Annotated in this window: 16 protein-coding genes; all 16 read right to left on the reverse strand. The window is 61.0% G+C overall.

The annotated features are described in order from the left end of the window. Window positions 1-363 (reverse strand): phage tail protein (locus D8U82_RS05860; RefSeq protein WP_177434115.1); only part of this gene is annotated, 363 nt, incomplete at its 3' end. Next, window positions 356-964 carry a phage tail protein I gene (locus D8U82_RS05865; protein WP_130901831.1) on the reverse strand — a complete coding sequence of 203 codons (609 nt, stop codon included), beginning with the start codon at window positions 962-964 and terminating at the stop codon, window positions 356-358. The genes D8U82_RS05865 and D8U82_RS05860, both read right to left, overlap by 8 nt. Further along, window positions 961-1,848, reverse strand: a complete 888-nt coding sequence (locus tag D8U82_RS05870; RefSeq protein ID WP_130901832.1) for a baseplate J/gp47 family protein — start codon at window positions 1,846-1,848, stop codon at window positions 961-963. The genes D8U82_RS05865 and D8U82_RS05870 overlap by 4 nt, the downstream gene beginning before the upstream one ends. After that, window positions 1,845-2,171 carry a GPW/gp25 family protein gene (locus D8U82_RS05875; protein WP_122611995.1) on the reverse strand — a complete coding sequence of 109 codons (327 nt, stop codon included), beginning with the start codon at window positions 2,169-2,171 and terminating at the stop codon, window positions 1,845-1,847. Before D8U82_RS05875 ends, D8U82_RS05870 begins: the two co-directional genes overlap by 4 nt. Window positions 2,172-2,176: 5 nt before the next feature. Next, window positions 2,177-2,392, reverse strand: coding sequence for a hypothetical protein (locus D8U82_RS05880; protein WP_130901833.1), 216 nt, complete (start codon window positions 2,390-2,392; stop codon window positions 2,177-2,179). Window positions 2,393-2,447: 55 nt separating this feature from the next. Then, the gene (locus tag D8U82_RS05885; RefSeq protein ID WP_130901834.1) at window positions 2,448-3,023 is read right to left on the reverse strand and encodes a phage baseplate assembly protein V; all 576 of its coding nucleotides are present in this window, start codon (window positions 3,021-3,023) and stop codon (window positions 2,448-2,450) included. Next, window positions 3,020-3,532, reverse strand: coding sequence for a hypothetical protein (locus D8U82_RS05890; RefSeq protein WP_241668043.1), 513 nt, complete (start codon window positions 3,530-3,532; stop codon window positions 3,020-3,022). Before D8U82_RS05890 ends, D8U82_RS05885 begins: the two co-directional genes overlap by 4 nt. Next, the gene (locus D8U82_RS05895; RefSeq protein WP_130901835.1) at window positions 3,507-3,890 is read right to left on the reverse strand and encodes a hypothetical protein; all 384 of its coding nucleotides are present in this window, start codon (window positions 3,888-3,890) and stop codon (window positions 3,507-3,509) included. The genes D8U82_RS05890 and D8U82_RS05895 overlap by 26 nt, the downstream gene beginning before the upstream one ends. Further along, window positions 3,890-4,204: a hypothetical protein gene (locus D8U82_RS05900; protein ID WP_130901836.1), complete on the reverse strand. Its 315-nt coding sequence runs from the start codon at window positions 4,202-4,204 to the stop codon at window positions 3,890-3,892. The genes D8U82_RS05895 and D8U82_RS05900 overlap by 1 nt, the downstream gene beginning before the upstream one ends. A 64-nt stretch (window positions 4,205-4,268) precedes the next feature. Then, the gene (locus tag D8U82_RS05905; protein WP_130901837.1) at window positions 4,269-6,338 is read right to left on the reverse strand and encodes a ClpP-like prohead protease/major capsid protein fusion protein; all 2,070 of its coding nucleotides are present in this window, start codon (window positions 6,336-6,338) and stop codon (window positions 4,269-4,271) included. After that, the gene (locus D8U82_RS05910; RefSeq protein WP_130901838.1) at window positions 6,277-7,809 is read right to left on the reverse strand and encodes a phage portal protein; all 1,533 of its coding nucleotides are present in this window, start codon (window positions 7,807-7,809) and stop codon (window positions 6,277-6,279) included. Before D8U82_RS05910 ends, D8U82_RS05905 begins: the two co-directional genes overlap by 62 nt. Beyond that, a complete protein-coding gene (locus D8U82_RS05915; RefSeq protein WP_130901839.1) occupies window positions 7,806-8,024 on the reverse strand; it encodes a primosomal replication protein PriB/PriC domain protein in 219 nt (72 codons plus the stop codon). The genes D8U82_RS05910 and D8U82_RS05915 overlap by 4 nt, the downstream gene beginning before the upstream one ends. Beyond that, complete coding sequence (locus tag D8U82_RS05920) at window positions 8,015-10,099, reverse strand: terminase gpA endonuclease subunit (RefSeq protein ID WP_130901840.1); 2,085 nt, start codon at window positions 10,097-10,099, stop codon at window positions 8,015-8,017. Before D8U82_RS05920 ends, D8U82_RS05915 begins: the two co-directional genes overlap by 10 nt. Further along, window positions 10,062-10,616, reverse strand: a complete 555-nt coding sequence (locus D8U82_RS05925) for a terminase small subunit (RefSeq protein ID WP_130901841.1) — start codon at window positions 10,614-10,616, stop codon at window positions 10,062-10,064. The genes D8U82_RS05920 and D8U82_RS05925 overlap by 38 nt, the downstream gene beginning before the upstream one ends. A gap of 182 nt (window positions 10,617-10,798) precedes the next feature. Further along, window positions 10,799-11,539: a hypothetical protein gene (locus D8U82_RS05930; RefSeq protein WP_130901842.1), complete on the reverse strand. Its 741-nt coding sequence runs from the start codon at window positions 11,537-11,539 to the stop codon at window positions 10,799-10,801. 151 nt (window positions 11,540-11,690) lie between these two features. Continuing rightward, entirely contained in the window at window positions 11,691-12,134 is a 444-nt protein-coding gene (locus tag D8U82_RS05935; protein ID WP_130901843.1) for a hypothetical protein, read from the reverse strand. Window positions 12,135-12,159: the final 25 nt, after the last annotated feature.

A 12,159-nucleotide genomic window follows, 5' to 3' on the forward strand; every position in this document is an offset into this window, starting at 1 on the left:
CGGCTTGAAGCTTGGCGCGCAGTTGGCCACCGCCACCAGATCGCCGTCGGCATCGTAAAGGCCGATTTCGCGAATCCACTTTCCGCCCTCGTCGGCCGGAATGATCTGCTCGGCGATGATCACCGCCGGGTTGACCGGGTCAATCTTCAGCTGGTTGAGCGGCTTGCGGCGCCACTCGTTGAGCAGCTTGGTTTGACTGGCCGACGGCACCGGATTGGGAGGATCGGCCAGCCCGTTCGGGTTGGCATCCCCCACGCCCATTTGCGTGATCAGCCAGGGAATGCCGAGCGCGTCGGCGTTCGCCTGCTTGGCCATCCCCACATTCGTAAGGATCGCGAAAAACTGCGAATTCGCATCAATCATAATAAACGTCCAGGGTGTCTATGGTGTGTTCGCGGCCGACCACGCCAAAGCTGCCAGTGACCTCAATGTCACGCATGACGGGCGGGTAAACGTCGATTTCGTCGCCTTCGTAGACGGACACGGCGATATTCAAATTGCCTTGAGTTTCCAGACTGATCGCCAGCCCGGTCAGATGCCGGGTGACGGGTTTGGCGTCGTCAATCAGGCGCTCAAGCTCCTGATACATTTCTTCGGTGATGCCGGTATCGAGAACCCCGACCTTCAGTGCGAAGGTGCCCGGCTCGCCTTCGGGCACGGTCTTGAACCACTCGACAATCTCGATCAGATAGCCCAGCGGCTCGACCACGCGGCGCAGCGCGCCGATCGTGCCCTTGTGTTTGTGGATGTAGAAAGACGCCTTGATGGCCGCGCGCTTGGTCGCCTCAGACCATCGATAATCCCAGCGATCGACTGACCATGCCCATGCCAGATGCGGCAGCAGCTCGACCGGGCAGGTGTCGGGGTTGTACAGGGTGCGCAGCGGGACAATCGTGCGATCGTAGAAAGCCGCCTCGATTGCCCGCTCCAGAGGCGTGCTATTGCTCGGCAGCAGGCTTTTCATGTTGCACCCGCCATCGTCACTTCGTAGCCGGTGCACCACGCCGCCTGCGCCTTGGTAGGCGCCAGATCCTGCCAGCCCACCAACTCGACCCGGGAAACGCCGGCAATGTGCAATTGAGCGTCCACAGCCGAGCGCGCCACCTCAACGCCCAGCCGCTTGCGTGGATTGATCCACGCGGCAAGGCGTCGTTTCGCTTCTGCCAGACTGGCGTCACCCTCCGGGCCGGCGCTGCTCATGTGCAGGATGGCGTCAATTCGGTACTCCAGAATTTCCGCGCTTTGCACCGTGACCCGATCGCCGACCGGCCGGGTGTCTTCGTCATCCAGAGCCAGCCGGACGACGTCCAATAACTCGGGGCTGGCCTCGCCTTTCTCCTCAGTGCTCAGCACCGTTACCGTAACGTGGCAAGGCTCCGGACTTTCAGCCGAGGCGTCGGCCACCAGACCCGAGGCGTTACGCGTGTGCAAGATGTAGCTGTTACGCGGCCCCGCCGTGGTCAGTCCCTCATAAGCCAGTTGAATGCGCTCCCGGTAAGGGTCGTCCTCTTCCAGCACTTCAGGCACTGGCGGCGTGGCCGTCAGGTCCTCGGCCTGGATCACTAGGCGCGGCAGATTGACGTTGCCGCCAAGCTGATCGAGGTCACTCTTGATCGCATAGGCCAGCAGCAGCGCCTTGGCGCCATCGTTTACCCGGGCACGGTTGCCGAGCTTGTTATAGGCCCCGACTTCCAGCAGCTTGACCACCGGATCTGATTCAAGGTTGGCCGTCCAGTTGTCGCCCATGCTCCCGCGAAACATGCTCAAGCTGTCTTCAAAGGTTTGTTCGAAGTCCAGCGGCTCCAGCACGTCCGGCGCCGGCAGCGCGGATAGATCCAAGATACTCATGCGCTCACCTCGGCCAGAAAGTCGTCGCCCAGGTACTCGCCGGCGACACCCAAATTGATTTTCCCGCCCAGCACAGAAAGCACCTTGACGCTCTTGAGCTTCACGCGCGGCTCCCAGCGGCCGAGCGCCCGCGCGGCCTCAGCCTGCACCGAGCTGATCCAGCCGGCGTTAACCGGCAAGTCCACATAGGTGCGTAGCTTGCTGCCGTAGTCGGGCCGCTCCCGGCGACTGCCCAACGGGGTGCTGAGAATGTCGCCGATGGACTGAATAACGCTGTCAATGCCGGTAATGGGCTGGCCGGTCTGGCGATCCATTCCGATCATCTGCGTTACTCCTGGGCTTCAAGTTCGGGATGGGATTTCAGGAACGTCACAGCCTGTTCATCGGACGCCGAAACATCGACCGAGGCCTTGACCACGGCGAGCGTGCGATTGGTGCCAGGGATGCACAGGGTGCGCGAGGTAAAGACCGTATCGCGAAAGGTCAAACGCAGATCCGTCGACGTCGACGCATCAGCGCCGGGCGTTGCAGTGGCCTTGGCCATGGGTTTCCTCCAGACACAAAAAAGCCCGCGCTTGGCGGGCTGCATGGTTGATTGATCAATGCTTGTGGTGATTGTCGCTATTGCCGGCGGCCATTATGTTCGCGTCGCCGGCGATGTTGCCCGTTACGTGTAACGGCCCGTCGATGTTGACCGGTCCTTTGATGTTCACAGTGGCCTCAATGTCGAGTGTTCCAGACTTCACCGTCACGGCGTTATCCGTAACGACCAGTTCGGTACCGCCGACTTTGATTGTCACGGTCCCGCTGGGCACGGTGATCGTGTAGCTGCTTGCCTCCCAGTCGTAGACCAGCGAACCCCCATCATCAAACCGCCAGACCTCGACGTGATCGCGATTATCGGGCTGAGCGCCGGCATTGCCGTACAGCCCAGGGATAAACGTTCCGATGCCCGCTTGCCCGCTGGGATTGAACAAAACCCCCTGCTCGCCAAGGCTCGGCGATCGCCAGTGCCGCGCCTTACCGGCCGCGAGGCTGTGCCAGCGCACCCAGGCGCTCGTCCACTCGCCATTCGATACCCGAACCGCACCGGCCGCCAGATCAACCCCCACCACCGCGCAAGGCATCAGCATGGCCGCAATCATGCGGTCATGCTCCCCGCTTGGGTAACTCACGGCAGATCCTCCGGCGGGAAAAACTCCGGCGCCTTGTCAGCGTTGAAACCGAACATCAGCGTACCCGGCGGCTCGTCTGGCCATGGCCATTCAAAGTCACCGACCTCAAAGGTTTGCGTCCACTGCACCGACCACATAACGAACTGCTCAAGGTCTGGCATCGGCGCCTCGGGCTGGGCGTGGATGTTCTCCGGCGGGCCGGTGATAAAGTCCAATCCCCAATACTGATAACTCAGGATCGAGGTCATTTGCGCCGCCAGAATGGACGCTTGCAGTGAGGCCTTATTGCGCGTTGCGTCGACCAGAATGCACGACTGAAAACGACCGATCAGCGCCGTTTTCCCTTCGCCGCGATCGGTGCCCAGGGTCATGTCCGTCACCCCGAAAAGCAGGGCCGGCGTTTCAACCAAAGAACCCAGCTCGGGGAAGTGCTCGACGTGCAGGAACCGAGGCATGGCCGCCGCGATCGTGCTTTTCATCGCCTCATGTAATGTCGTCAGTTCGCTCATTGCCCACACTCAACACCAGATCGACCATGCCGGCACCGTCAGGCTTCAAGCGGCTGACCTTGTAGCGGCCGCCGCCCAAGTAGACCGGCAAATCGATGGTAAGAAAGTCGCCCTTTTTGATATCAGGCACGTCGACCAACCGCACGGTTAGAGTCGGCTCCAGCACCGCGTCCGCATTGATCGCCGAACCCAAGCGCACCGCCCCGCCCTTGCCGCCGCCGATTTCGGCGCCGACAAACGGCGAGGCAAAGGCCCCTTTGATCGGGCGGCCGCTGGCCAGCGTCACCGGGTCGCCCAAGCGATCGACCAGCACGGCGTCCATACGGGCCGCCAGCTCACGAAAGCGCCCGGCGGTCATCACTGGATCAGCAACGCATTAGCGAAGCCGCCAACGGCGTCAGAGGTCAGCTTGCCGAAAGGCACCGAATCGGCCACCTCTGGAGCCACCAACACACCGGCCAGCACATTGACCTTCTGCCCCAGCAACAGCGCGCCCTCTGCCGGCAAACGCCACTCTTCATCGGTGATGCCGACCATCTTGGTGCCACTGACGCCGGTCGACGTGGGAATAACCACCATGTCGTTCAATACCAGCGGAACACCCGAAAACGCCCCGCCAACCGGGGCCGTGAAGTCCACGGTCTTACCTGTACCAACGTGATTCTTGGCCATGCCAATTACTCCTTTGCAGAAATGAAAAACCCCGCACAGCGCGGGGTTCCGATGGTTCGGCCGATTACTTGCCGAGCGACTTGTTCAGGCCACGAGAATCGAGCGGGGCCACGCCGGCATCGATCCGCACCTTGCTGACCACACCGTCAACGGTGAAGCCTTGGGTCTGCTCGATATACGGCTGATCCACACCGTCCAGATAGGCGACCTCGATAGTGTCGGTGCCTTGTTTGGCGGCCAGATACCACTCGATCGCCGAAACATCGTCCAGACGCGGCTCGGCGATCACCTCGGCAAAGTTGCGGATCGGGTTGTCGATGCCGGCATTGCTTTGCGCGCCCGGTACCGAGGCGGAACGAATCAACTGATTCGCCTTGTCTTCCAGGCACACCGGCACCAGCACAAAGCCCGGGCGGATGTTCAAGGTGCGCGACTTGGTGCCTTCGGCCGCTGGCGACTTCTGCAAGGCCATGGCGGTTTTTGCAGCACTCAGCGCCTCGATCGACAACGCAGATCCGGCGCCCTTCAACAGGTTTTTGCGATCGTCGTGATACAGCGCCTTGCCGTCGCTCAACTTCGGTCCGGTGGTCAGCACGTCGTAAACCAGATCGCCGATCGTGCCGCGCGCCGCCAGACCCATGTTGTAAGGCACGGTACTGAGCTGATCGAGGTCATCGTTGATGATCGCTTGGCGAGTGATGCCGAACAGCTCGCCGTAGGTGGCCAGACGGATCGCTTCGCCGCGATCGCTGGTAGTGATGTACTTGTACTCAGCACCTGGGCGAACTTCACGCAGGCTGCCAAAGGCGCCCATGCCCACACGCTTGACGGTTTTGAAGTCGCTGAGACGGCCTTTCTTCGTCCACTTGTCGAAGGTTTCCGGCGCTTCGTCCCAGCCCAGCAGCACCGACTTGCCGGCGATATCGAGCAGGATGTTGCCGAAGTCGCTGGAATCGTGAGTGAACGCCAGACCCACCATTTGCATCGGGTTATACGACGCCACGACAATGCCGCGATCGGTCAGCGACGCCCGGGCCAGCTCGCGCAGGCTCATGTAGTTATAGGCGTTGTCCTTCTGCACCTCGGCCTGACCGATGCGACTGGCGATCGATGCACGCACCGAGTCACCCACCAGATTGCCGTTGGAAATGTGGCCGTGAATGATCTGCGAACCGGTTGGAGTGGTCCCGGCGCCCATCGCTGCCAGCAGCTTCGCGTTGGCCGCTTCGATCGTGCAATTCACGTCATTCAGGCACTCGGTCAGCAGCGCCGCGTGAGGCGCAGCAAACGGCGCTGCAAACGCGGCGGTGATCGCCGTGCGGCGCGTGCCTTCGTCGGCCAGAGCCTGAGCGCGGATCTGCTCGGGCGTCTGATTCGCCGGCGGAGTGACCGCCGCCGGCGGGGTGACTGCTGCCGGTGGCGTAGCCGCCGGCGGCGGAGTGACCGAGGCGCGCGGCGGGGTCAGCAGATTCTTGAAGTCTGGTGGCATTTTGGTGAACTCCTGCATACGTTGCGAATTGATTTGAGCGAAGGCCTTGAGAGGTTCAAGAATTTTGTGCGCGAAACCGGCCTCCACCGCCTCGCTGCCAAACATCCACGTTTCCGCCTCGAGCAAGGCGTGGATTTCTTCAGCGGTCTTGCCAGTAGCCTCGACATACGCCTGTACCAGCGAACCCTCGACCTGATCGAGCAGCTCGGCATAGCGGCGCATGGCCTCGGCGTCACCGCCCTGAATCCCCCAGGGCTTGTGGATCATGATTGCCGCGTTTTCGGGAATGCTTCGGGTATTGGCCGCCATGAGAATCACGCTGCCCATGGACGCGGCAAGGGCACCCACCTCGCCGTCAATGTGGGCCGGGTGATGCTTGAGCATGTTGTAAATCGCAATCCCGTCGAACACTTCGCCGCCGGGTGAATTCACGTACATGTTGATTTGTGACACGTTACCGAGCGCCTTGAGGTCCTTGGCGAATTGCTGGGCAGTGATGCCCCACGCGCCAATTTCACCCTCGATACGCAGTTCCGCGATGCTCGTTGACAGCGCGCGCATCGAGTACCAGCTATCGCCGGCGTTAGTCGTCGTCCCCACTGACGCCTTTGGCCGCATCAGCGGCAGGTTTTTGTGTTTGCTCATTGGTCTGATTTTTCCCATAGAACTTGTGATAGGCGTCCGAGCTGAAGACCAGCCCTTTTTCCCGGTTGGCTTTAATCTCCGCTTCTCGCGAACGCTTCAGCTCCTGCGGATTGCGCTGACGTGCCCGGGCCACTTCGGCCTCGTCGGCAAAGCCGCTTTCAGTCAGCAGGTTCCACGCGGTCGCCTCATGCACCGGGTTGATCCACGGCATCACCGGCCCCTGATATATCGCGCCGTAAACGGTCCGAGGATCGACGTCATGGGGGACCTTGATCACGCCGCTCATGATCGCGACGCGCAGCCAGTTGCGATAAACGCGGCGGCACCAGTAGTCGATAAAGTCGTGCTGCAACTGGTCGTAACCCAGTTGGGCCTCGACCAGCTCCTGCCGCTGGGCCGAATACGTGCCGTCATAGCTGCGCGCCAGACTCGAATAGCCAATGCGCGCACCGGCCGCGACCGCTTTGAGCTGGCCGTTTCGGAAGCCTTCAAGGAAGGGATTGGGCCGATCGCTTTTGATCATCCCGACCTCTTCACCGGGCAGCAGCGTGTCGATCACCATGCCCGGCGCCATCTGGAATGTTCGGGCATCCGTACCGGCCTTCGGCGCCACGTAGTCGTCAGGGGAACCCTTCTTGATGTACATGGCCAACGCCGCACTGATACGCGCCGCGACCCGCTCGCTTTCCTCGTAATCCTTGATATCCGCGAGACGGGTTATCACCGCATGTAGCAGCGGCTGGCCACGGTTCTGACCAATGCGCTTGCGGTAAGCAATGTGAATCATCTGCTCAGCCGGCACCCGCTTGGTGTCGAGCGTCATGCCACGCCCCAGCGAATCGCCGGGATGCTGTTTCAGCAAGTGAAACGCCCGCACCCGGCGCCAGGAATTGCGCTCGATGCCCTGAATAATCCCCTTTGACTCGTCGTTTTTCTCCCAGGGCAGAAAGTCCGATTCCAGCAGTTCCAGCGAGTACGGGACCGCGTGCAAGTGCTCGTAATTGGCGATCTTGCCCACCAGTTCCTGAGCCAGCGCCTCACCATCACGCAGCCAAGTGCGGCAGATAATTCGCTCCATCTGCGGCCGGGACAATTCGCCGGCGGCCTCCGGTTTCAGCGACCATTCCGCCCAGTGCGACTTGATCAGCGCGGCAAACTCCAGATGCACGTCACCGGTCAAGGTCAGCGGGATCGGCTCGACCGAAATGCCCGGGCCACCCACCACCCGCTCTTCCATCCGGTCAAACAGACCGGTGACGATGTCGTGGTTTTGATCCAGCGCCCGGCACTGGTCGCGCATGGACTTGCCGGCATGCTGCAACGCACGATTTGCCCCGCGCGTCTCGCGCTTGGCCTTGTGCGTGCGGCTCGGTTCGGCCGCCTCGAAAGCGCGAATGACGTGCCGGGCTTTCATGCGCTCCATAACCGCGTGCGGGAAGAAAGGCAGCAGCGCCTTGTCGACGACGTTCACGGGAACACCGCCAACGCATGCCCAGGGCGGCCACTGTCTGCCGAGTTCTGAGCCGCCACGCGACGCTCCCAAAACAGGCGACCGGCCTGAATGTCTTTCAGATCCGACATGACCACTTTGCGGCCCTGAAAAAACGTTTCCTTGCCATCGAGCACGGCAATCTCTGCCGCCAGATAGCGATCCACCATGTCTTGCGCCGTGGGTGCTACAGCCATGCGCCTTGTCCTTTCGTGATCCACGCGCCGGCCTCGTCCGACGACGATGCAGGTTGTGGGGGTGATGGTTCGACCGTTACGCGTAACGGCTCAGGTTCTGCGGCTTGCGGCTCGTCGTCCGGTTCGGGGTCATCCTCGGCCGGCGGCACATGCCACACACCGCTCGGCAGTTGCCGCGCGAGCAAGTCCAGATCAAGGCCAAAGCGCGCCTGACTGATGCGCAGCGCGGCCAAGGCATAAACCAGACAATCGAGCGCTTCATTGCGGCGACCGCCGGCGTCCCAGCGCTGTACGCGCCGATGCTTGACGATCACCCACTTACGCCGCTCGGCCGTCAGTTGCCGCAATTCATCCTCGCCGCATAACTCGTCGTTGGCAGGCAAGTGCAGACAACCAGGAACACGAATCCCCGGCGCGTCTGGCTGAATCGTCAAGCGGTTGTAAATCAGCTCCTTGGCGTTATCCGTGCCGACCTCAACGAGGTAGATTCGGCCGCCCTTGACCTTCGTTTTCTTGCGCGGCCACGTCGCGATCGGCTTGCCGTAGGTCGACGCACCGAACACCGGAATGATCCAGTTCACGCCGTGCTTAATGCTTTCCTCGCGCACTTCGTCCGAGTAGTGACCGCCTTGGTCCCAGCACGCTCGCTCCAGCGTCATCACCGTGCCGTCAGCACGAACGAACCGCTTTTTCAGTTCGATGCCAACTTTCTTGCGCAGCTCGACGCTTGCCGGATCGCCCTGCAGAACGAACTTGTGAATTAACCAGGCTTCCTCACCAGCACCGAACCCCCAAAACCGACCCTCGTAACGATCGTCCTGCGTGTCGATGCCGCCGAAGATGGCGACCACCCAAGGCGGCACCTCGGCATATACCTCGCGGCGTGCCTGTAGGTGCTGCCACTCCAACTGCTCGCCCTGATCTTCTTCCCAAGCCTCGCCCAACGTGGTGTTGATAAAGGTTTTGAGCTTGCCCCGGTCTTTCTTGACCTTGATCCACTCGCTGACGACTTCCGCCCAGGTGACGAACTCGGAATACACCGTCCAGATATGGAACGTCACCGAGCGCGGCGCCTGCATGGGCTTGTCCGCACTGGTGAACCACTCCATGCCGTCCCGCGTCCAGATCCCGGAACGCTCACAGATGTAGCGACCGCTGGCCGACGCCGCGATCATTTCGTGATATTCGAACGTGCAACCGTGGCCGGACTCGCATGCGTACCACGCCTTTTCGACCTGCTTTAGGTCGTTGAGCAGCCACTTGATGCCGAACGGTGTATCGGGGTCGCCCCACTTCAGATGCTGTTCCGTCTGGCAGTGCGGGCACTTGATGTTGAAGCGCAGCAGGTGCGGCGAATCATCCGCCGCCCGCGTGATCTGACAGCCCTCGCCCGTCGTTTCCTCGCCTTCAGCAGCGGGCACAATCGTCGTCGGGGTGGATCCGCGAATCGACTTTTTGAACGTGGCGCCTTCCAGACGCTTGTCGCCCAAGATGGTCGGGGCGCCCTCGCCTTCAATGTCCGCGTCGAACTTCGACAGCTCGTCGTAGATCACTTCGTCCGGGCTTTTCTCGCGGTAGTTCTTCGCCGCCGTTCCGCCCAGGCACCACAACATCTTCGCGTTATCGAAACGCTTTTCATCGAGCGTGTTATCTCGATGCTTCGTGCCGAGCCAAGGCGCCAAGGCCTTTACCACTGGCACGTCGCGGATCATCGTTTCGATGTGCCGCTTCATCATCCCATCCGCATCCCCGTCAGTCGGGCACCACGTCAGGACGTTGCGTTTCTTGTGCTGGATCTTGTAGCCCATGTTGGCTACCAGCATTTTCGTATAGCCGACCCGGGCCGACTTGAGCACGTTGACTTCACGGATCAGGTCATTGCCCATCGCGTTCAAGATCGCGACTTGAAACGGGGCGGTGGTCCATTTGCCCTCTTGGTAGGACGATTCGGACGACAGATAAAAGTGCTTGTCTGCCCATTCCGTCGCGGTCAGCGGCGGCTCTTTGTAAAGCCCTTCCAGCCCCTTGCGGACACTCTCAATCAGCGCCCTCATCCAAGGAATCGACGAACTCATCGAGTAACTCCGGCAGTTTGTCCGCCAACTTGACGGCGTCGTTTCGCGCTATGGCGACCTCGCGCTGGATAGCCTCAAGGTGTCGCGGTTCTATGTCCGGGCATTTGCGCTTGACCTTGGCATGCACGGTGTCGAGGGTTGAGCCGAGCATTGCGCTCAACTTGCCCAGGGCGAACACCGCAAAATCAACCGGCACCAGCTTTTTTGCCTTGACCTGATTTCGCATCGCTTGCCCGTCGGCTTGCTCGGTTGTCAGGCGCAATTTCTGCTGTGCCTGCTTGTACTCAATGAGCGGATCGATCGGATTACCGTCATCGTCGACAGGTTGATCTTTCGCGCCCTGATGTTTGAGCCGATTGGCCAACACCGATTTGGCGTCATAGAACGCCTCGCGGCCGATGCGTTGAACCGGGTCAACCTTCCATTTATCAAAGGCCTGCACGGAAATTCCGAGGCTCGCCGCCATGCGCGACTTGTTCAGCCACCCCGGCTGCTGAGCAATGGACTTCGTCGTCATGATTGAAACAACAACCTCGATTCAAAAATGGGTCATATGTAGCGAAGCAGCGGGGCCCGAATTACCCCCAATGGGGGTGGGGTCCGGGAGTACCTTTTGGATTTGCTCCCCCCGCCCCCTGTCAAGCGAAAAGGGCACGAAAGGCGACCATTCGTCGCCCTTTCGTACCCCTGCCCCCCTGATCAGCGCGCCGTAGCCTTGGCGTCGGCGAATGCCTGGGCGAACTCGGCCGCGTGGTTCGCCTTCACGATGTTCTCGCCGATCTTGAAGAACGGGAAAATGGTGCGGTAACGCGGCGCCGAGGCACTGAATACAAAGACCGGTCGCACCGCATCACCCATACCCATCGACACGCGCTCCCACACGCCGCGCGTACCGTCGACCTCAGCAGAGAAATAGCGATGGGCGTTGCCCTTGGCCTTGCTTCGACGGCTGTTCGTGGCGTTGGCCTGATACCCCGCACGCAATGACGCGGCCCCCATGCCGGACAGGATCTTGGTCATGGTGCCGCGCGACACGTTGCCGTACTGGTTCATGAATGGCGCAGTAGGCACCGCGTATTCGTTGGCCTGCATGACGCCGCGAGCGATCAGCGCCTTTTCAAAGCGCTTATGCGGACGCAGGCCGCCGGTTACCGCCTGCTGAAGGTAAACGTCAGCAGGAATGCCAGAGGCCCACGAATCCTTGAAATAGACCTCAGCCGGCTTGCCCGACATGGTGGCCGCTTTCGTAAACAGGCTGTTCAGCGTGGTCGGTGTCGGCCGATCAAGCCGGGCCTTCATCACCGGCAACATGCCTTTCTTGACCCGCTGGGCCAGCCGGGTTGCGGTCAGAACCTGGGCGAAGGGGATCTGCCGACGCTCTATATCATCCAACTGCAACAGAGACGCGGCTGAATCCAGCTCGAAACCGACCTTGAACATTCAGCCCCCTTGTCCCTACTGCCAGTAACCGACCATGCGCAAGGCGCAAGCGGCGCCAATCAGCATTGGCAGCAACACTTGCAACAGCACACCCAACCAGTTCGATTTATGTAAGCCCGACCGCATTGGCGGCGGCGCCGGAGGCGGTGGCTTAACCCGCATACGCCGGCGCCGAGGCGATCGGGCGACAGAGCGCAGAAGCCTGCTCGGCCAACAACAGATCCAGATGCGCAGCCATACGGCCGTGAACCGTGAGGTGCTTTGGCCCTGCCACCGGCATCTGCTCCAGATCCGCAACCAGCAAGGCCGCCGCCTCGATCGCCTCCACAAGCGGCGAAGCAAAACGGCGCAACGAAGCAACACCCACCGAAGACTCAGGCAAGTCGATGACCTCAGACACCGGCGGAAGGTAAACCACGTCCTGCACTACCCCGAGAACCTTGGGGAAGTCCGCAACCAACTCAGTCGCACCTTCGCCGGCTCTGCCCTCGTTGAAGAACGATGCACCATGGTCGCCCCGCGTCACGTGACGATCCGCGTAGATGATTTGCGGCGCTTCGTCGTCAAAGAAAACCTTGAATTGCTTCTTACCCATAAATCACCTCGTTATGCGTAACGGC

The organism is Pseudomonas sp. Sample_23, from assembly GCF_004307595.1.
GTDB lineage: Bacteria > Pseudomonadota > Gammaproteobacteria > Pseudomonadales > Pseudomonadaceae > Aquipseudomonas > Aquipseudomonas atacamensis.

Excerpts from the sequence above, each read along its gene's own strand:
- D8U82_RS05865 (WP_130901831.1), bottom strand. The coding sequence starts at position 964 with ATGAAAAGCCTGCTGCCGAGCAATAGCACGCCTCTGGAGCGGGCAATC.
- D8U82_RS05870 (WP_130901832.1), bottom strand. The coding sequence starts at position 1,848 with ATGAGTATCTTGGATCTATCCGCGCTGCCGGCGCCGGACGTGCTGGAG.
- D8U82_RS05875 (WP_122611995.1), bottom strand. The coding sequence starts at position 2,171 with ATGATCGGAATGGATCGCCAGACCGGCCAGCCCATTACCGGCATTGAC.
- D8U82_RS05880 (WP_130901833.1), bottom strand. The coding sequence starts at position 2,392 with ATGGCCAAGGCCACTGCAACGCCCGGCGCTGATGCGTCGACGTCGACG.
- D8U82_RS05890 (WP_241668043.1), bottom strand. The coding sequence starts at position 3,532 with ATGAGCGAACTGACGACATTACATGAGGCGATGAAAAGCACGATCGCG.
- D8U82_RS05895 (WP_130901835.1), bottom strand. The coding sequence starts at position 3,890 with ATGACCGCCGGGCGCTTTCGTGAGCTGGCGGCCCGTATGGACGCCGTG.
- D8U82_RS05900 (WP_130901836.1), bottom strand. The coding sequence starts at position 4,204 with ATGGCCAAGAATCACGTTGGTACAGGTAAGACCGTGGACTTCACGGCC.
- D8U82_RS05905 (WP_130901837.1), bottom strand. The coding sequence starts at position 6,338 with ATGAGCAAACACAAAAACCTGCCGCTGATGCGGCCAAAGGCGTCAGTG.
- D8U82_RS05915 (WP_130901839.1), bottom strand. The coding sequence starts at position 8,024 with ATGGCTGTAGCACCCACGGCGCAAGACATGGTGGATCGCTATCTGGCG.
- D8U82_RS05920 (WP_130901840.1), bottom strand. The coding sequence starts at position 10,099 with ATGAGTTCGTCGATTCCTTGGATGAGGGCGCTGATTGAGAGTGTCCGC.
- D8U82_RS05925 (WP_130901841.1), bottom strand. The coding sequence starts at position 10,616 with ATGACGACGAAGTCCATTGCTCAGCAGCCGGGGTGGCTGAACAAGTCG.
- D8U82_RS05930 (WP_130901842.1), bottom strand. The coding sequence starts at position 11,539 with ATGTTCAAGGTCGGTTTCGAGCTGGATTCAGCCGCGTCTCTGTTGCAG.
- D8U82_RS05935 (WP_130901843.1), bottom strand. The coding sequence starts at position 12,134 with ATGGGTAAGAAGCAATTCAAGGTTTTCTTTGACGACGAAGCGCCGCAA.